We start from the raw sequence: 23,117 nt of genomic DNA on the forward strand, positions 1-23,117 counted from the left end.
CCTATGCGGCGGGCGGCACCGCGGGCGGCAACGGCGGCACGGGCTGGACCGACTGCACCGGCTGAACCGGCGGCGTCTCCACCGGCCGACTTTCCTGCGACGGTGACTCGGGCTGCGACTCCGGCTGCGCGGGATGCGACGGCAAGGCCTGCTGCGGCTCGGACGGCGACTGCGCGGGCTGCTGGGCCCGTTCCAGGAAGCGCAGCAGCTCCACCGGGAACGGCAGCACCAGGGTGGAGTTCTTCTCGGCCGCGACGGCGACGACAGTCTGCAGCAGCCTCAACTGAAGGGCAGCCGGCTGCTGGGACATCTCCTTGGCGGCCTCGGCGAGCTTCTTGGAGGCCTGGAGCTCGGCGTCGGCGTTGATGACCCGGGCCCGGCGCTCACGGTCCGCCTCGGCCTGGCGCGCCATCGACCGCTTCATCGCCTCGGGCAGGGACACGTCCTTGATCTCGACCCGGTCGATCTGCACACCCCAGCCGATCGCCGGACTGTCGATCATCAACTCCAGTCCCTGGTTGAGCTTTTCACGGTTGGAGAGCAGATCATCCAGATCGCTCTTTCCGATGATCGACCGCAGTGATGTCTGCGCCATCTGCGAGACCGCGAAGCGGTAGTCCTCGACCTGGACAATGGCATCGGGGGCGTCCACGACCTTGAAATAGATCACGGCGTCGACCCTGACCGTCACGTTGTCCCGCGTGATGCCGTCCTGCGCGGGCACCGGCATCGTCACGATCTGCATATTGACCTTACGCAGCCGGTCGATGAAGGGGACGATCATGGTGAAGCCCGGGGCCCTGACGTCGTCACGCAGCCGGCCGAGGCGGAAGACCACGCCCCGCTCGTACTGCTTGACCACCCTCGCGCCCGCCATCGCGTACAGCACACAAGCGGACGCGGCCGCCGCGCCCGCTGCCACCAGCTCCTCGACCATCAGGGCACCCCCTACCGTCCGAGCCGGATGTTAATTACCACGGTATGCCCGGTATACCCCCTCGGTCGAGCTCTCACCCGCCCCTACCGCCCCACCTCAGCAGGAAGGCCGCACCCCGGTGCGGGTGCGGCCCACGGGCGGCTTCTAGAGGCGCTTGCGCACGAGGGCAACGAGCTCGGCCGTGTAATTGCGCCGCACCCAGGCGATCCCGCCGAAGACGACGAAGAGGATGACGGGCGTGATCGCGTACTGACCGTCGAACACAGTCATCTGCGTGATGAAGGCGCCGATCATCAGACCCATGAAGGCGAGCGCCGAAAGACCGGAGAGGATCGGGATCACCAGCGCGATCGCACCGGCCAGCTCCAGGCCGCCCGTCAGATACATGAACCAGTCGCCGAAGCCGATCTTGTCGAAAGCCTCCGTCGCGGAGGAGTGGGCGACAAGCTTGGGCCCGGCGCTCGGGATCGCCATGAACACCGCGAGCACGATCTGGAGCGTGCGCACCGCGAGGTGCGAGCGGCGGCTCAGCGTCGTTCCGGTAGCGGTGGCGGCGGCGGTGTTCGAGGTGGTGGCGCCGGTTGCTGCGGACATTGTGGTCTCCTCCGGTAAGCGTTCCGTAGTGCTTTCGGAGAGGTAGACCGGGAGGGGGCCCAGGACTCATCGCTTACCCGGGCCCCAACTTCAAAATCTTCAACTGCGCGTGTCCGGCGCCTTGGGCCGCGCCCGGACCCGGCTTCGAGGGCTCATATCGCGAACCAACCGTGCCCGCCGTACCAGTGGCGGCCTGCTCGCAGATGGTCGCCGACGGCGCGCTCCACGCCCGTTCGGCGCGGCAGGGCGTCCAGCGGCAGCTCGGGATCGCCGAACACGAACGCAACCGGAGCGCCGTCGTCGGCTTCCTTCTCCTCGTACGCGGTCCGGAAGCGGTCCTGGAAGCGGACGATGTTGGAGTCCTTCGGCAGATACTCGGCGAGCTGGGGGTCGAGCAGCCAGGAGTGGCAGGTGGCCACGCGGTAAGGCTCTTCGGGGAAGTGGCGGGCGAAGAACTCCCGGGCTCTCGCGAGGGATCGGTCGCACACCTCGGGCGGGATCGGCCCGAGGAAGTCCGGGATATGCACATTCAGGGCGAGGTCGCCTGGCCCGAACGGCAGCCCGGCCGCCCGCACGGCTTCACCGGTACGGCCGCCGAGCCGGGAACGCTGGAACTGCAGCCGCCCCAACTGGTAGATCTCGCCCCGGAAGTGCAGCCCGATCCAGCCAGGTATCAACAGCCCGCCCGTGCCGCGCCGCCGTCGGTGAACGGCGATATTGCGCCCGAGGTCGGCGAGCGTACGGCGGGAGACGTCGTCCGGGACGGACTGCTCCCGGTGGTACGCCCGTACGTAAGGGAGCGCGGCGACAAAGACGTACACCGGGAGCCAGCGGCCGACTGCCCCTGACTTCTCGGGCAGCCGCGGCAGTTCCCCGCCACCGCCGATCTTTCCCATGTCCTGGACCAGCTCCCGCACGCCCAACTCCAGGAGCCGGCGCAGCCCGGGGTCCGACATCATCCGGCCCCGCAGGGCGAGGAGTTCATTGATGTCCTCGTGCGGTACTGCCAGATCCAGCAGTGCCTCGGCCAGGCCGTCCGCGTCCGGCAGCTCCACCAGCACGTTCGGCACCAGTGGCCCCTCCCCGGACCGCCGCGGATCCTGGCCCGGCGGACTGCCGTGCTCTGCCATGGGCTGCTTGTCCACTTCTCAGCTCCTTGACGTCGGACTCGGAGATGGGACCGGATGGAAGGGGGACGGATACGGACCGAACACTGACCTGATACTGGTGCATCCTGGAGTAGGAGATGCGAATGTCATGCGCACTGGGAGTGAACCGACAACTGCACGCAGTCCCCTGCGGTTGCGGCTCTGGCTGACTGTATGGGGCCTGATCTGGGCCGCTGCGGGCACAGCGGCCTTCACGCTGGCCGGCCGCCCCGGCTGGGCGGCGGCCTGCGGAGCGCTGCTGCTGATCGTCACGGTCGATCTCGCCATGGTTCTGCGCCATATCCACCAGGGTCCGCACTACCAGCCGGGTCGCGACATACCGCCGTACGAACCGGACCACGGCGGCCGCCGGCCCAGACCCGGTCAGTAGATGTGGACGTTGGACCCGAACAGCCCAAGCCCAGTGGATGCGGCCTGCCGCCAGGCTCGCAAGGGGCCGTCCAGGACGGGCTCCTCGCCCTCGTGGTAGTCGAGCCAGACCTGGTCCTCGGCCGCGACCCGCTCCTGCGGGGTGAAGGTGAGGGCTTCCTCGACCGTCGGCAGCGTCCGCCGGACCTCGTCCGAGGTCAGCAGGAAGTCCCCGCACCACCCCGGCAGCTGCGCGGCCCGCCGGGGACCTATCGCGTGGAACGGCGCGCTGAGGGCGTAGTCCTTGGTGAAGACGGCGATGTACGGAGGCACTGCCTCGGCGAACGCCTCCCATATGTCATAGAGGTGGAATCCGCAGTCGTCGCAGCAGTGCAGATCGTTCAGGGGGATCTCCGACGTCAGCCGCAGGAAGGCATTGACGGCCTCGCCCTGCTCGCTCCCCAACGGCAGGTCGCGCCAACTCCCGTGATCGGGCAGCGGATCGGCACACCATGCCTGCCAGGCCCGCTGCGCCTCCGGCGACTCCCGGTGCCGCTCGATCAGCGGCTGGACCCGCGGCACCAGGCTCGCGATGACGTCGTCCTCGTGCGCGGTGATCGACCACGCGGAAGTGATCCCCATGGCAGTACCCTTCCCCCGTCTCCACCGTGGAACTACGACGTTACGGGGTGGGTCTGACAACGGAGCGAAACGGCCTTCCCCAGGCCTCCGTCGGACCTCCGCCGGGCCTCCATCGGGCTTCCGCCGGGCTTCCTCACGCCTCCGCGTCGAAGCGCGCAGCCTTCAGATACTCCGGCTTCGGGTCCAGCGCCGCCGCCAGGCGGAAGTGACGCTTCGCCTGCTCCGGGCGGCCGGCCCGCTCGAAGGTGCGGGCGAGTGCGAAGTGCGCGAAGGCATTGTCCGGCTCGCGCTCCAGGACCAGCTCGAACTCGAGCTCGGCCGGACGCAGTTGGGCCGCGGCGAAGAAGGCGCGAGCCCGCAGCAGCCGCGCCGCGGTGTTCTCCGGGTGGGCCGCGATCACCGAGTCCAGCAGCTTCACGGCCCCGCGCGGATCCCTCGCCGCCAGCAGATGCTCGGCCGCGCGGTAGTCGATTACGTGCGTATCCGGGTTGCTCTTGGGCACGGTCGCATCCTTCCCTCAGTTGGACGGTTCCAACACCGGGTCCGGCAGCCATATTCCGAACAGAAGACAAACCAACAGCTCAGCCGGGCGGCCGGACAGCCGAATCGGAGTGCACGCTGCTCCCCGAAACCGACACGACACCCTGCGGCACGAACGGGCGCCACGATCGGCGGATGCCTAACGGGAGCCGGACTCCGCGGCTGCCCGCTGGGTCAGCTCCGCCCAGACCTTCCGCACCTGCGGCTCCAGCTGTTCCAGCGGCCCGTCGTTGTCGATGACCAGATCCGCGATGGCCCGCCGCTGCTCCCTCGTGGCCTGCGCGGCCATCCGCGCACGCGCCTCGGACTCGGCCATCCCGCGCAGCCGTACGAGCCGGTCCAGCTGGGTCTCGGGCGATGCGTCCACCACGATCACCAGGTCGTACAGCGTCGCCAGATTGTTCTCGGTGAGCAGCGGTACGTCATGGATCACGACCGCGTCGGGCCCAGCCGTGCCCTCCAGCTCCATCGAGCGCGCTCCGACCAGCGGATGGACGATCGCGTTGAGCGCCGCCAGGCGGTCGGGGTCGGAGAAGACGATCGAGCCGAGCCTCGGCCGGTCCAGGGTGCCGTCGGCAGCCAGGATGTCGGGGCCGAAGGCTTCGACGACGGCAGCGAGCCCGGGCGTTCCGGGCTCGACGACCTCGCGAGCGATCTTGTCGGCGTCGATCAGCACCGCTCCGTACGAGACGAGCAGACGGGAGACTTCGCTCTTGCCGGCTCCGATTCCGCCGGTCAGGCCCACCTTCAGCATGAGCCGCAGCCTACGCGAGCGCTCTACGCGTCACCCTCCCGCTCCGCGAGGAAGCGTTCGAATTCGAGGCCGATCTCGTCGGCGGACGGCAGGTCCACCGGCTCGGCGACCAGACTGCCCCTGGTCTCGGCACCCGCCACGGCGTCGTACTGGTGCTCAAGTCCCTGCACCAGCGCCACCAATTCCTCGTCGCCCTCGCCGATCTGCCGCTCTATCTCGGTCTGGGTGCGATGCGCCTCGGTACGCAGAGAGTGGGCAACGCCCGGCAGGACCAGGCCCGTCGCGGCCGTGATCGCCTCCAGGGCGGTCAGCGCGGCGTCCGGGTACGAGGAACGGGCGACATAGTGCGGCACATGCGCGGCAACGCCCAGAACGTCGTGTCCGGACTCCATCAGGCGGTACTCGATCAGCGACTCCGCACTGCCCGGCACCTGCGCCTCGTCGAAGGGGCTGCGGTGGCCCGGCATGAGGTCCGTGCGGTTGCCGTGCGGGGTGAGCCCGACGGGGCGGGTGTGCGGGACGCCCATCGGGATGCCGTGAAAGTTGACCGAGAGGCGCACTCCGAGCCGCTCGACGATCTGCGCGACGGCGGCGGCGAAGCGCTCCCACTCCACATCCGGCTCGGGTCCCGACAGCAGCAGGAACGGCGCGCCTGTGGCGTCCTGGACGAGCCGGACCTCGAGTGTCGGGGTCTCGTAGCCGCTCCAGCGGTCGCGCCGGAAGGTCAGCAGCGGGCGGCGGGCCCGGTAGTCCACGAGCCTGTCGTGGTCGAAGCGGGCCACGATCTGGTGGGGAAGCGTGTCGAGGAGGTTGTCGACGATCTGCTCGCCGGTCTCACCCGCGTCGATGTATCCGTCGAAGTGGTACAGCATGACCAGGCCGCCCGAGTCCTGCGCGAGCGCCATGTCGACGACCGCGAGGCCCTTCGGCTCCCATTCGTACAAATCCTGCGGATCAAGCACGGTTACCGCTCCTCCTCGTGTCCGTAGAGAAGAACGCGTGGTGACGTACGGGCATTCCCGCCTCACACGATGAACACCTCTGAGGGGAAGCCCAGTTCACGGCAGCAGGTTCACACCGAACTGGTCCAGACCTTGACATGGCCATAGCCCGTCCCTACGGTCACAGGCAGTCGGAGTTCACAAACTCGACCGTCATTCATATACAAGAACGGGAAGGCACCCCACATGCGTACCCGAAAACTGCTCCCCGCCTTACTGTCCTCCGCGCTCTCGACCGGCGGCCTGTCCTTGCTGGCCATCCCGGCACAAGCCGCCACAGTCATCGATGTGACCACCGCCGCCCAGCTGAAGTCCGCACTGTCCGCCGCCCGCCCAGGCGACACGATCCAGCTCGCCGACGGCACCTACAGCGGGAACTTCAAAGCGACGACGCCCGGCACCTCCGGCGCCCGCATTACACTGACCGGCTCCTCGAAGGCGGTGCTCAAGGCCGGCGGCGGATACGGGCTCCACCTCAACGGCGCCTCGTACTGGACCGTCAGGGGCGTCACCGTCACGGGCGGCCAGAAGGGGATCATGACGGACACGGCCGACGGCGTCGTCATCGACTCGGTGACCGTGCACGGCCTGGACATGGAGGGCGTCCATTTCCGCACGTCCAGCCGCAACGGCGTGATCAGGAACTCGCGGATCTACGACACCGGCAACAACGGCAGGGGCATGGGCGAGGGCGTCTACGTCGGCTCCGCGAGCACGCTCTCCGACAAAAGCGACAACATACAGATCCTCGGCAACACCATCGGCCCGGATGTCGGCGGCGAGGCCGTCGACATCAAGGAAGGCACCACCGGGGCGAAGATCACCGGCAATTCCTTCGACGGCCGCGGCCTGACCGGCGCCAACTTCGACGACTCCTGGATCGATGTGAAGGGCAACCAGGTCCTCGTCGAGAACAACACCGGCAAGAACACCACCAACAACGGCTACGAGACCCACAGCCAGCAGAGCGGCTGGGGCTGCGGCACCGTCTTCCGCGGCAACACATCCGATCTGCGCGGGGCCACCGGCTCCAAGCAGCTCGCCATCAATGTCACCAACCACAGCTCGAGCTGCCCGACGACCGTCTATGTGAGCAACACCGTCACCGGCGGCAAGGGCCTGACCAACATCCCTGTCACGCCGTAGCCAGAAATGCGGCGGACTGAAGGTAATGAAGGTGCGGAATGACGTAAGGCCCGCTCCCCAGGGGGAGCGGGCCTTACTTTCAGCTAGTCACCAGCTGGGGCAGAGCGTCAGCTCTGGCCGCCGGCCAGCTTCTCGCGCAGGGCAGCCAGGGCCTCGTCCGACGCCAGGGCGCCGGAGTTGTCGTCCGACTCCGAGGAGTACGAACCACCCGAGACACCCGCCGGGGCACCGCCGGCCGGGGCAGCAGCACCCTCGGCGGCAGCGGCCTCGTCGGCCTCGCGGGACTTGATGACCTGGGCCTGGTGCTGCTCGAAGCGCTGCTGCGCCTCGGCGTACTGGGTCTCCCACGCCTCGCGCTGGGTCTCGAAGCCCGCCAGCCAGTCGTTGGTCTCCGGGTCGAAGCCCTCGGGGTAGATGTAGTTCCCCTGGTCGTCGTACGACGCGGCCATGCCGTACAGCGTCGGGTCGAACTCGACCGAGGCCGGGTCGGCACCGAAGGACTCGTTGGCCTGCTTCAGCGAGAGGCTGATGCGACGACGCTCGAGGTCGATGTCGATGACCTTGACGAAGATCTCGTCGTTGACCTGGACGACCTGCTCCGGGATCTCCACGTGGCGCTCGGCCAGCTCGGAGATGTGGACCAGGCCCTCGATGCCCTCGTCGACGCGGACGAACGCACCGAACGGAACGAGCTTGGTGACCTTACCCGGGACGACCTGACCGATCTGGTGGGTCCGGGCGAACTGCTGCCACGGGTCTTCCTGCGTCGCCTTGAGCGACAGGGAGACGCGCTCGCGGTCCATGTCGACGTCGAGAACCTCGACGGTGACTTCCTGGCCGACCTCGACAACCTCGGAGGGGTGGTCGATGTGCTTCCAGGAGAGCTCGGAGACGTGGACGAGACCGTCGACGCCACCCAGGTCCACGAAGGCACCGAAGTTGACGATCGAGGAGACGACGCCGGAGCGGACCTGACCCTTCTGCAGGGTGGTGAGGAACGTCTGGCGAACCTCGGACTGGGTCTGCTCGAGCCAGGCGCGGCGGGACAGGACCACGTTGTTGCGGTTCTTGTCCAGCTCGATGATCTTCGCCTCGAGCTCCTTGCCCACGTAGGGCTGGAGGTCGCGGACGCGGCGCATCTCGACGAGGGAAGCCGGCAGGAAGCCACGGAGGCCGATGTCGAGGATGAGACCACCCTTGACGACCTCGATGACGGTACCGGTGACGATGCCGTCCTCTTCCTTGATCTTCTCGATGGTGCCCCAGGCACGCTCGTACTGAGCGCGCTTCTTCGAGAGGATCAGGCGGCCTTCCTTGTCCTCCTTCTGGAGAACCAGGGCCTCGATCTCGTCGCCGACCTTGACGACCTCGTTCGGGTCGACGTCGTGCTTGATCGAGAGCTCGCGGCTCGGGATGACACCTTCGGTCTTGTAACCGATGTCGAGCAGGACCTCGTCCCGGTCGACCTTCACGATGACGCCGTCGACGATGTCGCCGTCGTTGAAGTACTTGATCGTCTCGTCGATCGCGGCGAGGAAGGCTTCCTCGTTACCGATGTCGTTGACCGCTACCTGCGGAGTGGTGGCGGTGGTCTCGGTGCTGCTCGTCATGTGGGAAAGGGCTCCGGTACGGACAGTGAGTCGTAGGTACTGCTACGCCGAGAGCCCGTATCGCAGCTGTAGAAGCCGGACAGCCTGGGAAGCGCCGACCCAAGAAACTTGGGGGGCGCCTCGTGAACCGAGGGGACATACATACAGATGCGAGCGCGGCCTGCTCTGTCTGAAGCGCGCAGGCCCGCAGCGCAACTTGTAGCATACGGGGGCAGCCGGGCACGGTCAATGCGCGAAGGCGCACACCCGGGGCGGAACGCCCCATACCCGGCACAACTAATGTTTGCCGAGGCCACCGTGGCCGCCATTGGTCGCGCTGAACGCAAACTACAACGACGGTGACGATGTTCCAAGATTTTGAGCCGGAAGCCACCCGCCGTAACGCCGGGGACTCGGAGAGCAGCCGCGCCAGCCGCGGCTGGTGGGACCGGAACGCCGACGAGTACCAGACCGAACACGGCGCGTTCCTGGGGGACGACCGTTTCGTGTGGGGGCCGGAGGGCCTCGACGAGGCGGAGGCCGGTCTGCTGGGGCCCGCCGGATCGCTGAAGGGACTCTCCGTTCTCGAGATCGGCGCGGGCGCGGCGCAGTGCTCACGCTGGCTGACCGCACAGGGCGCGCGCCCGGTGGCCCTGGACCTCTCCCACCGACAGCTCCAGCACGCGCTTCGGATCGGCGACAGTGCCGGCCACATACCGCTGGTGGAAGCGGACGCGGGGGCGCTGCCGTTCCGGGACGGCTCCTTCGACCTGGCGTGCTCGGCCTACGGCGCGGTTCCGTTCGTGGCCGAGCCGGTGAAGGTCTTCCAGGAGGTACGGCGTGTACTGCGGCCGGGCGGGCGGTGGGTCTTCTCGGTGACGCACCCGATCCGCTGGGCCTTCCCCGACGAGCCGGGGCCCGAGGGGCTCTCGGTGGCCGCTTCGTACTTCGACCGCACTCCGTACGTCGAACAGGACGAGCGGGGGCGTGCGGTATACGTCGAGCACCACAGGACGCTCGGCGACCGGGTCCGGGACGTGGTGGCGGGAGGCTTCCGGCTGGTGGACCTGGTCGAGCCGGAGTGGCCGGCCTGGAACAGCCAGGAGTGGGGTGGCTGGTCCCCGCTGCGCGGACATCTGATCCCGGGGACTGCGATCTTCGTCTGCGAGCGCGACTGAGGTCATCGGCCGAGCCTGTGGAACGAGCTCGGGCAATGAGCTTGTGGAACGAGCTCGCGGAACGAGCTTGTGCACCGAGCTTGCGTCAGGGCCTGCGCCAGGACCATCTGAATCAGCTGCCCCGGCATCTTGCGAGACTGGGGCGGTGATCCGCGAAGACGTCCTCGCCGGCCTGCCCGTACAGAGCGCCGTGCCCGCGCTCAGGCATGCGCTCGACACGCACGGCTGCGCGGTGCTGTGCGCGCCGCCCGGGACCGGCAAGACCACGCTCGTACCGCTGGTGCTGTCCGGGCTGGTGGGTGGCGGCCCTGTGCGGCGTGTGGTGGTCGCCGAGCCGCGGCGGATCGCGGCGCGGGCCGCGGCGCGGCGGATGGCGTGGCTGCTCGGCGAGCAGGTCGGCGGGAAGGTCGGTTTCACCGTGCGCGGGGAGCGGGTGGTGGGGCGCGGGACGGTGGTGGAGGTCGTGACCACCGGTGTGCTGCTGCAGCGGCTGCAGCGCGACCAGGAGCTGGCCGGGGTCGATGCGGTGATCCTCGACGAGTGCCACGAGCGGCATCTGGACGCGGACACGGTGGCCGCGTTCCTGCTGGACGTACGGGCCGCGCTGCGGCCGGAGCTGCGGCTGGTCGCAGCCTCGGCGACCACGGACGCACAGGGCTGGGCGCGGCTGCTCGGCGATGCGCCGGTGGTGGAGGCGGCCGGGGTCGCGCATCCGGTGGAGGTGGTCTGGGCGCCGCCGGCGCGGCCCGTACGGCCGCCGCACGGGATGCGGGTCGATCCGGCGCTGCTGACCCATGTGGCCTCGGTGGTGCGGCGGGCGCTGGCCGAGCGCGCGGGCGATGTGCTGTGTTTTCTGCCCGGAGTGGGTGAAATCGGCCGGGTCGCGAGCCAGCTGGCGGAGGTGGGCGCGGAGGTGCTCCAGGTCCATGGGCGGGCGCCGGCCGCAGTGCAGGACGCGGTACTCGCGGGCTCTTCAGGGGTACGGAGGGTGGTGCTGGCCACCTCGGTCGCGGAATCGAGCCTGACGGTGCCGGGCGTGCGGGTCGTCGTGGACGCGGGTCTGGCCCGCGAGCCGCGTACCGATCACGCGCGGGGCCTGAGCGCGCTGACCACGGTGCGGACCTCGCAGGCGGCGGCGCGGCAGCGGGCGGGGCGGGCCGGCCGCGAGGCGCCGGGCACGGTGTACCGCTGCTGGACCGAGGCGGAGGACGCCCGGCTGACGCGGTTCCCGTCGCCCGAGATCAAGGTCGCCGACCTGGCTGCGTTCGCTCTGCAGGCGGCGTGCTGGGGCGATCCGACGGCCTCCGGCCTGGCGCTGCTCGATCCGCCTCCGGCCGGTGCGCTGGCTGCGGCGCGTTCGGTTCTTGCCGTGATCGGCGCGGTGGACACGGCAGGCCGGGCGACCGAACGGGGCGTACGGATGGCCCGGCTTGGCCTGCATCCGCGACTGGCGCGGGCGCTGCTGGACGGCGCACAAGAGGTGGGCACGCGCCGGGCCGCGGAGGTGGTCGCACTGCTCAGCGAGGAGCCGCCGCGGGAGTACGGCGACGACCTGGCCGCGGCCTGGCGCACGGCGCGCCGTGGCGGCGACGCGTATGCGGGGCGCTGGAGGGCGGAGGCGGGGCGGCTGGAGTCGTCGCTGTCCGTTCGCCACCCCGCGTCGTCCCGCAACAGGGGCTCCGCCCCGCACCCCGCGCCGCAATCGCCGGCGGGGCTTGGTTCCGACGACGCCGTCGCCGGGCTCGTCGCGGCGCTCGCGTTTCCCGAGCGGGTGGCCCGGGCCCGGGGCGAAGGGGCGTTTCTGATGGCCTCCGGGACGGGGGGCGAGCTCGTCGCCGGGTCGCGGCTGCGCAGCGCGCCCTGGCTCGCCGTCGCTGTCGCGGACCGGCCCGCGCATGCCGCCTCGGCACGGGTGCGGCTCGCCGCCGTCATCGACGAGGACACGGCGCGTACAGCCGCATCGCATCTGCTCCTCGCCGGCGAGGAGGTCCACTGGGAGAACGGCGATGTCGTCGCCCGCGAGGTGGAGCGGCTCGGGGCCGTCGAGCTCTCCGCGCGCGCACTGAAGGACCCGGCCCCCGCTCTCGTGCGCGAAGCCCTGCTCGAGGGGCTACGGCGCGAGGGACTCGGGCTGCTGCGCTGGACGCGGGAGGCGGAGGGGCTGCGCGAGCGGCTCGCCTTTCTGCACCGGGAGCTGGACGCGCCCTGGCCGGATGTGTCGGACGCCGCGCTGCTGGACCGCACCGATGAGTGGCTGGAGCCGGAGCTGTCCAGGGCCCGGCGGCGGGCCGATCTCGGACGTGTCCAGGCCGGCCAGGCGCTGCAGCGACTGCTGCCCTGGGCGAGCGGCGACGCGGCCCGGCTCGACGAGCTGGCGCCGGAGCGGATCGAGGTGCCGAGCGGCTCGCGGATCCGGGTGGAGTACGGCGGGGCCCAGCCGGTCCTGGCCGTGAAGCTTCAGGAGCTGTTCGGGCTGCGCGAGACGCCCACGGTCTCGGGCGTGCCGGTGCTGGTGCATCTGCTCTCCCCCGCCGGGCGGCCGGCGGCGGTCACCGCGGACCTGGCGTCCTTCTGGAAGGACGGATACCGGTCCGTACGGGCGGAGTTGCGCGGTCGCTATCCCAAGCATCCCTGGCCCGAGGACCCGTCGACGGCCGAGCCGACCCGGCACACCAAGGCGCGGCTCAGCAGGGAAGCCGGGAGCTGACCCGAAGCCGGCCCGGAGCCGACCCGGAGCTGAGTCGGAGCTGAGTCGGAGCTGAGTCGGAGCTGATCCGAAGATCATTCCTGAGCTGATTCGGATGCCGGCGGGTCGGAGGCGCAGTGGGCCGTCAGGCAGGGACCGGCTCCGGCTCGCGCTCCGCGGCCGGGGCCCGCGGCCGGCGCCCGCGGGCCTCGAGGACCAGCGCGAGTGCCAGCAGTCCACCGCCCAGGCCCAGGAAGCCCCATGGCAGGTACGAGGTCATCAGCAGCACCAACTGCCTCTGAGACTTGACCAGTTCGACGGTGGAGTCCACATAGTCCGGGCGCATCTTCACATGCCCGGCGAATGCGGTGACCTTGTCCCGGCCGCCCAGCAGCGTGCCGCCGCGCAGCTCCTCCCGGTGGATCTCCTCGCCGTTCACGGGACCGCCGGTGACCGGGTCGACCCAGAACATCCGCTTGGTGGTGTACCAGCGGGTGGTGCCGGTCTGCTTCTCCAGCGTGGTCGCGTCGATGCCGGGGATCGGCATCTTCTTCGGGTACGGCACCTTGGTCCACGGGATGGTCTGCTCGAAGTAGTAGACGTCGAGCCCGCGGAACTTCTGCGTCCCCTTGTAATGAATGGGCGCGGACGTACGCGCCTGGGCGTCGAAATACTGGTAGTCCCGCTTCTCGGCGAGGAACGGCCACTTGAACTCGATGCCCTCGCGCCGCACCGCGTCGCCGTCGACCATTTCGCCGGTGGCGTGCACGGGCGCCTGGCTGTGCGCGTCGAAGATGTAGCGCTCGGGGATCTGGGAGACCATCTTGCCGTCGGGGCCCTGGACGTAGGAGAGCGAGTCCCAGACGACGACGTCACGGCCGGCGCTGCGCTCGATCTTCTCGGACTCCTCCACATTGCCCTTGAGGGTCTGCACGATGGTGACCTTCTCGACCTGCTTGGCCTGCAGGGAGCCGTAGTCGAGCAGGGTCGCGGGCTTCGCCTCCAGCACCATCTCCTGGTACTGGCTGGGCGGGATCTTCACCAGCCTCGGGAAGGCGTACCAGCGCAGCAGCGGTGAGAGCGCGGCGAAGAAGACGGCGAAGGCGAGGAGTACGAGGCCGGCTCTGCGGCGCATGGTCCGGCCCTCCTACTTCTTGGGGCCGGGGACGGTGGTCAGCAGCGGCTCGGGTGAGGTCTCGCCGGGAGGTGCGCCGATCGCCGTGATGGTGAGGACGAGGGCGAAGGCGGCGGCCAGCCCGATGGCGGCGGCGACAAGGGCGCGCATGCTCGGCCTCCCGGGGAACTCGGATCCGTTCCGGATCTGATAGAGCGTCAGGGCGGGGGCACCGTAGCAATCCAGCCGTGAGATGAGAACACGTTGCACCACCGGCACATGGCACCGCCCCCCTGCCCTGTGGCGGCAGAGGGGCGGTGCGGAAGTACTGAATGGCTGGTCGGACGGCCGGACTGGCCCTGGGTCAGGCAGCCGGTGCGGCGACCTTGAGCTCGATGGTCACGGTCGCGCCGCCGGCGGTGGTGAGGCGGAGCAGGAAGGTGCCCGTCGCATCGTCCGCGTAGATCTTCGGGAGCTTCAGGACTCCGTTGGCGTCGGTCTTCAGCTCGGTGAGCGTGCGGACCGTCTTGCCGTCGGCGTCCTTGAAGTACGGACCCTTGTCGTTGACCACCGGCTTGTCCGCCGGGTTGTCCGCGGCGATGATCATAGTGGCGGTCACCGCCACACCCGAGGCGATGGCGCCCTTGTAGGTGGCCTTGACCTCGACGGCGTCTGCGAACTCGGTTCCGGGGGCTGCGGTCAGAACCTTGCCGTCGGTCCTGGCGATCGCGTCCGCGGCCCGCACAGTGACAGTCGCGGTGAAGTCGACGACGGGCACCCGCGGGCCCACCACCTTGGCCCGGACCGTGAACGTGCCGGTCTTCTCACCCGCCTGGAGGGTCGGCGCCGCGACCGTTCCGTCCGCGCCGGTGTGGAGGACGACGCTCTTCTTCCCGCCGGCGAAAAGGGCATCCGTGTCGCCGACGATCTCGAAGCCCACGGCCTGCAGCGGGACGGTCCGGCCTGCGGCGTTCTTCACCCGCACCGTGGGCCGCGCCGTGAACTCGTGGCCGGCCATGGCGGCCAGCTCGGCGGTGCCCGCGTCCTCGAGACGGGTGACGGGCGACGGGCTCGGCGGCGGCGTCGGCGTGGGGGGCGGGGTCGGGGTCGGGCTGGGCTTTCCGCCCGTGCCGCCACCCGGCTTCGACGGTGAGGGAGCCGGGGTCGGGCGGTGGCTGCCGGGAGTGGACGGGGTCGGCGTGGGAGTGGGGGTCGGCATGGGGCCCGAGCTGTCGGGAATGTCGCCGACCGGCAGCACGCCGGTGCCGTCCGGAACCCCGTGGGTGCCGCGCTTGTAGAAATCGAACCAGGACAGGACCGTACTCAGATACTCCTGCGAGTGGTTGTAGCCGAGGATCGCGCGGTCGAGGTCGGCCTTGAGCGCCAGGTCGCGGCCGTCGGCGCAGAGATAGCGTCCCGCGGCGAGCGCGGCGTCGTAGATGTTGTTGGGGTCCCTGCGTCCGTCGCTGTTGGCATCCTCGCCCCACTTTTCCCAGGTGGAGGGGATGAACTGCATCGGGCCGACCGCGCGGTCGTGCGTCGCGTCGCCGTCGTAGGCGCCTTTGTCGGTGTCCGAGATGTTCGCGAAGCCGACGCCGTTGAGGACCGGCCCGAGGATCGGGGAGAACGTAGTGCCGTTGGCGTCGACCTTGCCGCCGCGCGCCTGTCCCGACTCCACCTTGCCGATCGCGGCGAGCAGTTGCCACGGGACGTGGCAGCCGGGGTCCGAGCCCGCGATGGTCTGCTCGGCCTGCTTGTACGCCGCGAGTACGGTGGCCGGAATGCCCGCTTCGGCTGTACCTGTCGCGGGCAGATCGATCGAAGTGCCTGGTTTGTCAGGTGTGTTCAGCGGCGGAAGGTCGGTGTAGTACGGGGAGTTGCCGGTGACCGGAGTGCCGGGGGGCGGGGTCGCATCGGACGCTTCCCGACTGCCGCCCGCGGTGGCGTGCGTGGCGCCGGGCGCCCCGGAGGCGGAGAGCGCGGCCACGGCAACCGCGGCAACCGCGGTCGTCGTCGCTCCCTTGCGCAGTCGGCGGCCGAATTGCGCTGCCATACGTCTGTTTCCTCCCCGTCGGCGACTGTTCGCGCTCCCCAGCGCGCACCCACGTGACCCTACGACACCTACGGGCCCCGGAACACCGGACCTTGACCGTATTTCACCCTTCCGCTACCTGCCGGTCGCCCGGGATTCCCGATCAGCAACTTCACGCATACTGGGCGCCATTGATCGACGACGGTCCAGGGGGACACCATGCCGTTCACGCTGAGCCATGCCGCGGCGGTGTTGCCGGGCATCAGGAGAGACGGAACCGCGCGCGGACCGCTCGTCGCGTCCGCGCTCGTCACCAGCTCGTTCGCCCCCGACATGACCTACTTTGCGGACACCGCCATCCCGGGCGCCATGGAGTTCGGCGATATGACGCACTCGGCGACCGGCATCTTCACGGTGGACGCGCTGATCGCCGCGGCGCTGGCGGGGCTGTGGCTTCTGCTGCGCGAGCCGCTGCTTGCCCTGGTGCCGTACGCATGGCGCGGCAGGGCCTACGCCTTCGTCCGGGGAGAGGACTGGCGTGGGCGTGGACTCCCGGCGCTCGTGGCCCTGTTCTATGTCTCGGCGGTCCTCGGATCGACCACCCATGTGGTGTGGGACAGCTTCACGCATCTGGACCGCTGGGGCATGAAGGTCTTCCCGTTGCTCGGCGAGATCGTCGCGGGCTTCCCGATGTATCTCTACTTCCAGTACGGCGGCTCCGCGCTCGCCCTGCTGGCCCTCGGCTGGTTCACCGGGTCCGCCCTGCGTCGGCAGTCCCGCTCGGAGGCGCCCGCCTCCCTCCCCGTACTGCACGGGCGGGAGCGATGGTGGGCCTGGGTGCTGCTGGCGGGGTGCGTGGCGGCCGGGGTCGTGCACCGGTGCCTGCGCTATTACGCGTACTGGGGAGAGATCCGCACGCCGCTCGACATCATCCCGACGGCGTGCTTCGGGGCGGGCGCAGGGCTCGCCCTGGGGCTGGTGCTGTACGCCGTGGGGGTACGGCTGCGGCACCGCTCGCGCACGGACACCCCCGGTTCCCTGCTGCCGCCGGTGCGTTCCGGCAGGGGATCAGGCTGATCCCCTGCCGGAACGCACACGGTCCGGGTCAGTGCGCGGCGGACTCCCAGTCGGGGCCGACGCCGACCGAGACATCCAGCGGTGCGCGCAGGGACACGGCCGAGGACATCTCCCGGCGGACCAGCTCCTCCACCCGGTCGCGCTCGCCCGGCGAGACCTCCAGGACGATTTCGTCGTGGACCTGGAGCAGTAGCCGGGAGGAGAGCTTCGCCTCGCTCAGCGCCCGGTCCACGTTCAGCATCGCGATCTTGACGATGTCCGCGGCCGTGCCCTGGATCGGGGCATTGAGCGCCATCCGCTCGGCGGCCTCGCGGCGCTGGCGGTTGTCGCTGTTGAGGTCCGGGAGATAGCGGCGCCGGCCGAGCATCGTCTCCGTGTATCCCGTGGCGCGTGCCTCGTCGACGACGCGGCGCAGATAGTCGCGGACTCCGCCGAACCGCTCGAAGTAGGTGTCCATCAGGCCGCGCGCCTCGGCCGCCTCGATGTTCAGCTGCTGGGAGAGGCCGAACGCCGAGAGGCCGTACGCCAGTCCGTACGACATGGCCTTGATCTTGCGGCGCATCTCCGCGTCGACCGCGGACCGCTCCACGGCGAACACCTGGGAGGCGACGGTGGTGTGCAGGTCCTCACCGGAGGCGAACGCCTCCAGCAGGCCTTCGTCCTCCGACAGATGCGCCATCACACGCAGCTCGATCTGGCTGTAGTCGGCGGTCATCAGCGACTCGAAGCCCTCGCCGACGACAAAGCCGTGGCGGATGGCGCGGCCCTCGTCCGTACGCACCGGCACATTCTGCAGATTCGGGTCGGTGGAGGAGAGCCGGCCGGTCGCGGCCACGATCTGGCTGAAGCTGGTGTGGATACGGCCGTCGGCCGCGATCGTCTTGATCAGGCCCTCGACGGTGGAACGCAGCCGGGCCTGTTCACGGTGGCGCAGCATGATGACCGGCAGCTCGTGCTCGGTCTGGCCGGCCAGCCAGGCGAGCGCGTCCGCGTCGGTGGTGTAACCGGTCTTGGTCTTCTTGGTCTTGGGGAGGTTCAGCTCACCGAAGAAGACTTCCTGCAGCTGCTTGGGCGAGCCGAGGTTGAACTCGTGCCCGACGGCGGCGTGCGCCTCCTTCACGGCCTGCTGCACGGCGCCCGCGAACTGCTGCTCCATGGCCTCCAGATGGGAGCGGTCGGCGGCGATGCCGTGCCGCTCCATGCGGGCCAGCAGCTCGGAAGTGGGCAGCTCGACGTCGTGCAGCAGGTCGGCCGCACCGACCTCGATCAGCCGCGCGGTGAACGCTTCACCGAGGTCGAGGACCGCGCGGGCCTGCGCCATCAGCGCGTCGGCCTCGGCCTGTTCGTCCGAGCCGAAGGCGAGCTGGCCGTCGGCGGCGGCCGGGGCGAGCTCACGGCCCAGATACTCGACGGCGAGCGCGTCCAGCGCGAAGGAGCGGCGGCCGGGCTTGACCAGATAGGCGGCGAGCGCGGTGTCCATGGTGACGCCGTCGACGCTCCAGCCGTGCTCGGGGAAGACCCGCATCGCGCCCTTGGCGTTGTGCATGACCTTCGGCCGGCCGGCATCCGCGATCCAGTCGGCGAAGGCCCGCTCGTCGGCCTCGTTCAGCTGGGTGGTGTCGAACCAGGCGGCAGGTCCTGCGGCCGCGGCGAGCGCGATCTCGGCGACGCTGCCGGTGCCCAGTGCCCAGGTGTCGACGGTGGCCACGCCGAGCGGCTGCCCGCCGTGCTGCTCGAGCCAGGGGGCGAGCTCGCCGGTGGAGAGCACCGTACCGTCCAGCTCGACGGCGGCGGCGGGGGCCGGGGCCTCGTCCTCCTCGGCGCCCGGGTCGACCGCGAGGAGCCGCTCGCGCAGGCTCGGGTTGCGGATCTCCAGGACCTCCAGGAACCCCTTCAGCGCGGTCCTGTCGTACGGCGCGCGCTTGAGGTCGTCGACGGCCCTCGGCAGCTCCACGTCCCGCACCAGCTCGGTGAGGTGGCGGTTGAGCTTGACGGAATCCAGGTGGTCACGGAGGGCCTGTCCGACCTTGCCCTTGATCTCGTCGGCGCGCTCCACCAGCTCCGCGAACGAACCGAACTGACTGATCCACTTCGTGGCGGTCTTCTCACCGACACCGGGGATGCCCGGAAGGTTGTCCGACGGGTCGCCGCGCAGGGCCGCGAAATCCGGGTACTGCTGAGGCGTGAGTCCGTACTTCTCCTTCACCTTCTCCGGGGTGAAGCGGGTCAGCTCGGAGACGCCCTTGGTGGGGTAGAGCACGGTGGTGTGCTCGCTGACCAGCTGGAAGGAGTCACGGTCGCCGGTGACGATCAGCACTTCGAAGCCGGCGGCCTCGGCCTGGGTGGCGAGGGTGGCGATGATGTCGTCCGCCTCGAACCCGTCCACCGCGAACCGCACGGCGTTCATGGTGTCCAGGAGCTCGCCGATCAGCTCGACCTGGCCCTTGAACTCGTCCGGGGTCTTGGAGCGGTTCGCCTTGTACTCGGGGAAGTCCTGTGAGCGCCACGTCTTGCGCGAGACGTCGAACGCCACCGCGAAATGCGTGGGCGACTCGTCGCGCAGCGTGTTCGCCAGCATCGACGCGAAGCCGTAGATGGCGTTGGTCGGCTGACCGGTCGCGGTCGTGAAATTCTCCGCGGGCAGCGCGAAGAACGCCCGGTACGCCAGGGAATGCCCGTCCATGAGGAGCAGGCGCGGTCGGTTGTCTGGGGTCTTCGATGCTGTCTCAGCCACGTCCACGATCCTGCCACGTGCCACTGACAATCCCGACCGTGGCAGGATCGGGTGGAACAGCACGCCGCAGGCTCGAAGGAGAGCGCGATGGCCAGCAAGCCGCCCACTGGTGACCCGGTCCAGGACGCGCCGCAGGTCGCGGCCCCGCAGCAGGCGGCCGCCGGTCTTCCCGCCATCGGGCACACCTTGCGCATGGCCCAGCAGCAGATGGGAGTGCGCCGCACGGCGCAGACCCTGCTCAAGGTCAATCAGAAGGACGGCTTCGACTGTCCGGGCTGCGCCTGGCCCGAGAGCGACAAGCGGCACATGGCGGAGTTCTGCGAGAACGGCGCGAAGGCGGTCGCCGAGGAGGCGACGCTGCGCCGCGTCACACCGGACTTCTTCGCCGCGCATCCCGTCGCGGACCTCGCCTCGCGCAGTGGGTACTGGCTGGGGCAGCAGGGCCGTATCACGCAGCCGATGTACCTGCCGGAAGGCGCCGACCGATACGAGGCGGTGACCTGGGAGCGGGCCTTCGCGATCATCGCGGAGGAGCTGACCGCACTCGCATCGCCCGACGAGGCGCTCTTCTACACCTCGGGCCGCACCAGCAACGAAGCGGCGTTCCTGTTCCAGCTCTTCGCCCGCGAATTCGGCACCAACAATCTTCCCGACTGCTCCAACATGTGCCACGAGTCCTCCGGCTCGGCGCTCACCGAGACGATCGGCGTCGGCAAGGGCAGCGTCTCGCTGGAAGACATCCATGAGGCGGACCTGATCATCGTCGCCGGGCAGAACCCCGGGACCAACCATCCCCGGATGCTCTCCGCCCTGGAGAAGGCCAAAACAGCGGGCGCAAAGATCATTTCGGTGAATCCGCTGCCCGAGGCCGGCCTCGGGCGGTTCAAGAATCCGCAGACCCCGCGGGGCATGGTCAAGGGCGTCGCGGTCAACGACCTCTTCCTGCAGATCCGTATCGGCGGCGACCAGGCTCTCTTCCGGCTGCTGAACAAGCTCATCCTCGAGACGGACGGGGCCGTCGACGAGGCGTTCGTACGCGAACACACCCATGGCTACGAAGAGTTCGCGGCCGCGGCGCGTGCCGCCGACTGGGACGAGACCCTCGCCGCGACCGGCCTCGAACGCGCCGTGATCGAGCAGGCGCTCGCGATGATCCTCGCGTCGAAGCGCACCATCGTCTGCTGGGCGATGGGCCTGACCCAGCACAAGCACGCCGTGCCGACCATCCGTGAGGTGGTCAACTTCCTTCTGCTGCGCGGCAACATCGGCCGCCCGGGCGCCGGCGTCTGCCCCGTGCGCGGGCACTCCAACGTCCAGGGCGACCGCACCATGGGCATCTTCGAGCGGCCCGCCCCGGCCTTCCTGGATGCCCTGGAGAAGGAGTTCGGCTTCGCTCCGCCGCGTCACCACGGCTTCGACGTCGTACGGTCCATTCAGGCGCTGCGCGACGGGGAGGCGAAGGTCTTCTTCGCCATGGGCGGCAATTTCGTCGGCGCGACGCCGGACACCGAGGTGACCGAGGCCGCGATGCGCAAGGCCCGCCTCACGGTGCATGTGTCGACGAAGCTGAACCGCTCGCACGCCGTCACAGGCACCAGGGCGCTGATCCTGCCCACCCTCGGCCGCACCGACAAGGACATACAGGCGGGCGGCAGGCAGGTGGTGACCGTCGAGGACTCGATGGGCATGGTGCACGCCTCCCGCGGCAATCTGACTCCGGCGAGCCCCCACCTGCTGTCCGAGCCGGCCATCGTGGCCCGACTGGCGCGTGCCGTACTCGGCCCCGGTTCGGTCACGCCCTGGGAGGACTTCGAGAAGGACTACGGGGCAATCCGCGACCGCATCGCGCGCGTGGTGCCCGGCTTCGAGGACTTCAACGCCAGGATCGCCCGCCCCAGCGGCTTCACGCTCCCCCACGCACCGCGCGACGAGCGCCGCTTCCCCACAGCCACCGGCAAGGCCAATTTCACCGCCGCGCCCGTCGAGTTTCCCGAGCTGCCCGCGGGTCGGCTGCTGCTGCAGACGCTGCGCTCGCACGACCAGTACAACACCACGATCTACGGCCTCGACGACCGCTACCGCGGTATCAAGGGCGGCCGCCGGGTCGTCATGGTGAACCCCGAGGACGCGCGGGAACTGGGCCTGGCGGACGGCTCGTACACCGATCTCGTCAGCGAGTGGAAGGACGGCGTCGAACGACGTGCCCCGGGTTTCCGGGTGGTGCACTACCCCACCGCCCGTGGCTGCGCGGCCGCGTATTACCCGGAGACCAATGTGCTGGTGCCGCTGGACTCCACGGCGGACACCAGCAACACCCCGGCGAGCAAGTCCGTGGTGGTCCGGTTCGAGCGCGGGGCGTGAAGCTCGCCGGCTGGGGACGGGGAATGAGGCATCCCGTCTAAGCGTTCGCTCAGGCATCTGATAAGACGGTGCACACAGCACGCAACGTACTGACGATCGGAGCCGGGCCCCATGGGCGAGCAGACCAATGTGAAATTCCCGCAAGAGGTCATCGACGAATACGCCGCGCTCGGGGTCGATCTGCCCGCGCTCTTCTCCGCCGGCCATCTGGGCGAGCGCATGGGCGTGCAGATCGTCGAAGCCTCGGCCGACCGCGTCGTCGGCACGATGCCCGTCGAGGGCAACACCCAGCCCTACGGACTGCTGCACGGCGGCGCGTCCGCCGTGCTGGCCGAGACCCTCGGCTCGATCGGCTCGATGCTGCACGGCGGGACCTCCAAGATCGCCGTCGGTGTGGACCTCAACTGCACCCACCACCGCGGCGTCCGCTCCGGCCTGGTCACCGGAGTCGCCACACCGGTGCATCGCGGCCGCTCCACCGCCACGTACGAGATCGTCATCACCGACGAGCAGGACAAGCGGGTCTGCACGGCCCGGCTGACCTGTCTGCTGCGCGACGCCGGCGGGCCGGCCGGGGCCGGCAGCTGATCCTCCGCAGGCTTGTTGTGTCACCGATCGTGACGGCCTAGCGTGCCCCCATGGGGACCAAGCCGCACATCTCGGTCGGGTACGCCACCTACGCACTTCTGGTCACGCTTGCCGTCGCGGGCTGCACGGAATCCTCCTCGTCCGGGCAGCCCGCCACGTCAACACCCGTACCGCAGAAGTCCTCACCCGCCGATATATGCACAAGTCTCGTTTCCTACTGGGCGAAAGAGACACTCAAAGGCAGCAAGTGGTCGGGAATCGACTGGGAGCAGAAGGGGCTGTCCAACGAGCAGTACGCCATTCATGAGGAGATCGTCGCCGCGGCCCGTGCCGAGGAAAAGCGCCAAGGCCGTGTCGCGGCCCTCGCCTTGATCGATGTCCAGGCCCGGCAGAAGTGCGCTGCCCAGAACGGCGCGACCGGCAGCTCGGAGAACTGGCGTCCGCCGAAACCAGCGGCGTCATCGGACCGGTAGAACCGTCCACCGGGGGTCCGCGCACCGAGTCCCCCGAGATCATCTGCAACGCCAACACCGATTACCGGACGGCTCGTTGGCCTCGCCCCGCGCTCGCCGCCGCCGCGGCCACCGCTCTGGCCCCGCCACGGCGCAGCTCGTCCCGCACCGGCCC

The 23,117-nt window shown here is 69.6% G+C and carries 20 protein-coding genes; 8 read left to right on the plus strand and 12 right to left on the minus strand.

Translation table 11 applies throughout. The features are described from left to right. Nucleotide 1: 1 nt before the first annotated feature. From ACFYXH_RS17410 to ACFYXH_RS17420, 3 genes are all read right to left on the minus strand, one after another. Nucleotides 2-937 carry an SPFH domain-containing protein gene (locus ACFYXH_RS17410; protein ID WP_389563373.1) on the minus strand — a complete coding sequence of 312 codons (936 nt, stop codon included), beginning with the start codon at nucleotides 935-937 and terminating at the stop codon, nucleotides 2-4. A 144-nt stretch (nucleotides 938-1,081) separates the two neighbouring features. After that, complete coding sequence (locus tag ACFYXH_RS17415) at nucleotides 1,082-1,531, minus strand: DoxX family protein (protein WP_389563374.1); 450 nt, start codon at nucleotides 1,529-1,531, stop codon at nucleotides 1,082-1,084. A gap of 152 nt (nucleotides 1,532-1,683) precedes the next feature. Next, the gene (locus tag ACFYXH_RS17420) at nucleotides 1,684-2,676 is read right to left on the minus strand and encodes an acyltransferase domain-containing protein (protein ID WP_389563376.1); all 993 of its coding nucleotides are present in this window, start codon (nucleotides 2,674-2,676) and stop codon (nucleotides 1,684-1,686) included. A gap of 112 nt (nucleotides 2,677-2,788) precedes the next feature. On the opposite strand from ACFYXH_RS17420, the gene ACFYXH_RS17425 reads away from it, so the two are divergent. Beyond that, nucleotides 2,789-3,070, plus strand: a complete 282-nt coding sequence (locus ACFYXH_RS17425; RefSeq protein WP_327322915.1) for a DUF6343 family protein — start codon at nucleotides 2,789-2,791, stop codon at nucleotides 3,068-3,070. Here ACFYXH_RS17425 and ACFYXH_RS17430 read toward each other — a convergent pair. From ACFYXH_RS17430 to ACFYXH_RS17445, 4 genes are all read right to left on the minus strand, one after another. Then, nucleotides 3,064-3,690 carry a hypothetical protein gene (locus ACFYXH_RS17430; protein WP_389563378.1) on the minus strand — a complete coding sequence of 209 codons (627 nt, stop codon included), beginning with the start codon at nucleotides 3,688-3,690 and terminating at the stop codon, nucleotides 3,064-3,066. The two genes, ACFYXH_RS17425 and ACFYXH_RS17430, sit on opposite strands and share 7 nt — an antisense overlap. Before the next feature lie 133 nt (nucleotides 3,691-3,823). Beyond that, on the minus strand, nucleotides 3,824-4,192 hold the full coding sequence (locus ACFYXH_RS17435) for a tetratricopeptide repeat protein (RefSeq protein ID WP_326649229.1): 369 nt from the start codon (nucleotides 4,190-4,192) through the stop codon (nucleotides 3,824-3,826). 177 nt (nucleotides 4,193-4,369) lie between these two features. After that, nucleotides 4,370-4,984: a dephospho-CoA kinase gene (gene coaE / locus ACFYXH_RS17440; RefSeq protein WP_389563379.1), complete on the minus strand. Its 615-nt coding sequence runs from the start codon at nucleotides 4,982-4,984 to the stop codon at nucleotides 4,370-4,372. Nucleotides 4,985-5,007: 23 nt separating this feature from the next. Then, complete coding sequence (locus ACFYXH_RS17445; RefSeq protein ID WP_389563380.1) at nucleotides 5,008-5,946, minus strand: PAC2 family protein; 939 nt, start codon at nucleotides 5,944-5,946, stop codon at nucleotides 5,008-5,010. Between the two features lie 225 nt (nucleotides 5,947-6,171). Here ACFYXH_RS17445 and ACFYXH_RS17450 point away from each other — a divergent pair, with 225 nt between their 5' ends. After that, the gene (locus ACFYXH_RS17450; RefSeq protein ID WP_389563382.1) at nucleotides 6,172-7,131 is read left to right on the plus strand and encodes a nitrous oxide reductase family maturation protein NosD; all 960 of its coding nucleotides are present in this window, start codon (nucleotides 6,172-6,174) and stop codon (nucleotides 7,129-7,131) included. Between the two features lie 107 nt (nucleotides 7,132-7,238). Here ACFYXH_RS17450 and rpsA read toward each other — a convergent pair whose 3' ends face one another. After that, complete coding sequence (gene rpsA / locus ACFYXH_RS17455) at nucleotides 7,239-8,741, minus strand: 30S ribosomal protein S1 (protein ID WP_327322919.1); 1,503 nt, start codon at nucleotides 8,739-8,741, stop codon at nucleotides 7,239-7,241. Between the two features lie 344 nt (nucleotides 8,742-9,085). Between rpsA and ACFYXH_RS17460 the strand changes: the two genes are divergently transcribed. Beyond that, on the plus strand, nucleotides 9,086-9,898 hold the full coding sequence (locus ACFYXH_RS17460; RefSeq protein WP_389563383.1) for a class I SAM-dependent methyltransferase: 813 nt from the start codon (nucleotides 9,086-9,088) through the stop codon (nucleotides 9,896-9,898). Between the two features lie 145 nt (nucleotides 9,899-10,043). Next, the gene (hrpB, locus tag ACFYXH_RS17465; RefSeq protein ID WP_389563385.1) at nucleotides 10,044-12,605 is read left to right on the plus strand and encodes an ATP-dependent helicase HrpB; all 2,562 of its coding nucleotides are present in this window, start codon (nucleotides 10,044-10,046) and stop codon (nucleotides 12,603-12,605) included. Nucleotides 12,606-12,729: 124 nt separating this feature from the next. Here hrpB and ACFYXH_RS17470 read toward each other — a convergent pair whose 3' ends face one another. From ACFYXH_RS17470 to ACFYXH_RS17480, 3 genes are all read right to left on the minus strand, one after another. Continuing rightward, nucleotides 12,730-13,719 carry a DUF3068 domain-containing protein gene (locus ACFYXH_RS17470; RefSeq protein WP_389563387.1) on the minus strand — a complete coding sequence of 330 codons (990 nt, stop codon included), beginning with the start codon at nucleotides 13,717-13,719 and terminating at the stop codon, nucleotides 12,730-12,732. Between the two features lie 12 nt (nucleotides 13,720-13,731). Further along, on the minus strand, nucleotides 13,732-13,869 hold the full coding sequence (locus ACFYXH_RS17475) for an SPW_0924 family protein (protein WP_385303303.1): 138 nt from the start codon (nucleotides 13,867-13,869) through the stop codon (nucleotides 13,732-13,734). 193 nt (nucleotides 13,870-14,062) lie between these two features. Continuing rightward, nucleotides 14,063-15,751, minus strand: a complete 1,689-nt coding sequence (locus ACFYXH_RS17480; RefSeq protein ID WP_389563390.1) for a lytic murein transglycosylase — start codon at nucleotides 15,749-15,751, stop codon at nucleotides 14,063-14,065. A gap of 198 nt (nucleotides 15,752-15,949) precedes the next feature. Between ACFYXH_RS17480 and ACFYXH_RS17485 the strand changes: the two genes are divergently transcribed. Further along, complete coding sequence (locus ACFYXH_RS17485; protein WP_389563392.1) at nucleotides 15,950-16,807, plus strand: DUF4184 family protein; 858 nt, start codon at nucleotides 15,950-15,952, stop codon at nucleotides 16,805-16,807. A gap of 28 nt (nucleotides 16,808-16,835) precedes the next feature. On the opposite strand, the gene polA is transcribed toward ACFYXH_RS17485, so the two are convergent. Next, entirely contained in the window at nucleotides 16,836-19,490 is a 2,655-nt protein-coding gene (gene polA / locus ACFYXH_RS17490; RefSeq protein ID WP_389563895.1) for a DNA polymerase I, read from the minus strand. A 138-nt stretch (nucleotides 19,491-19,628) separates the two neighbouring features. On the opposite strand from polA, the gene ACFYXH_RS17495 reads away from it, so the two are divergent. From ACFYXH_RS17495 to ACFYXH_RS17505, 3 genes are all read left to right on the plus strand, one after another. Next, nucleotides 19,629-21,902 (plus strand): FdhF/YdeP family oxidoreductase, encoded by a 2,274-nt coding sequence (locus tag ACFYXH_RS17495; protein WP_389563394.1) that lies wholly within the window; start codon nucleotides 19,629-19,631, stop codon nucleotides 21,900-21,902. A gap of 111 nt (nucleotides 21,903-22,013) precedes the next feature. Next, the gene (locus ACFYXH_RS17500; RefSeq protein ID WP_389563396.1) at nucleotides 22,014-22,490 is read left to right on the plus strand and encodes a PaaI family thioesterase; all 477 of its coding nucleotides are present in this window, start codon (nucleotides 22,014-22,016) and stop codon (nucleotides 22,488-22,490) included. 50 nt (nucleotides 22,491-22,540) lie between these two features. Further along, complete coding sequence (locus ACFYXH_RS17505) at nucleotides 22,541-22,963, plus strand: hypothetical protein (RefSeq protein WP_385303292.1); 423 nt, start codon at nucleotides 22,541-22,543, stop codon at nucleotides 22,961-22,963. The last annotated feature ends 154 nt before the right edge of the window (nucleotides 22,964-23,117 follow it).

The organism is Streptomyces sp. NPDC002730, from assembly GCF_042888805.1.
GTDB lineage: Bacteria > Actinomycetota > Actinomycetes > Streptomycetales > Streptomycetaceae > Streptomyces.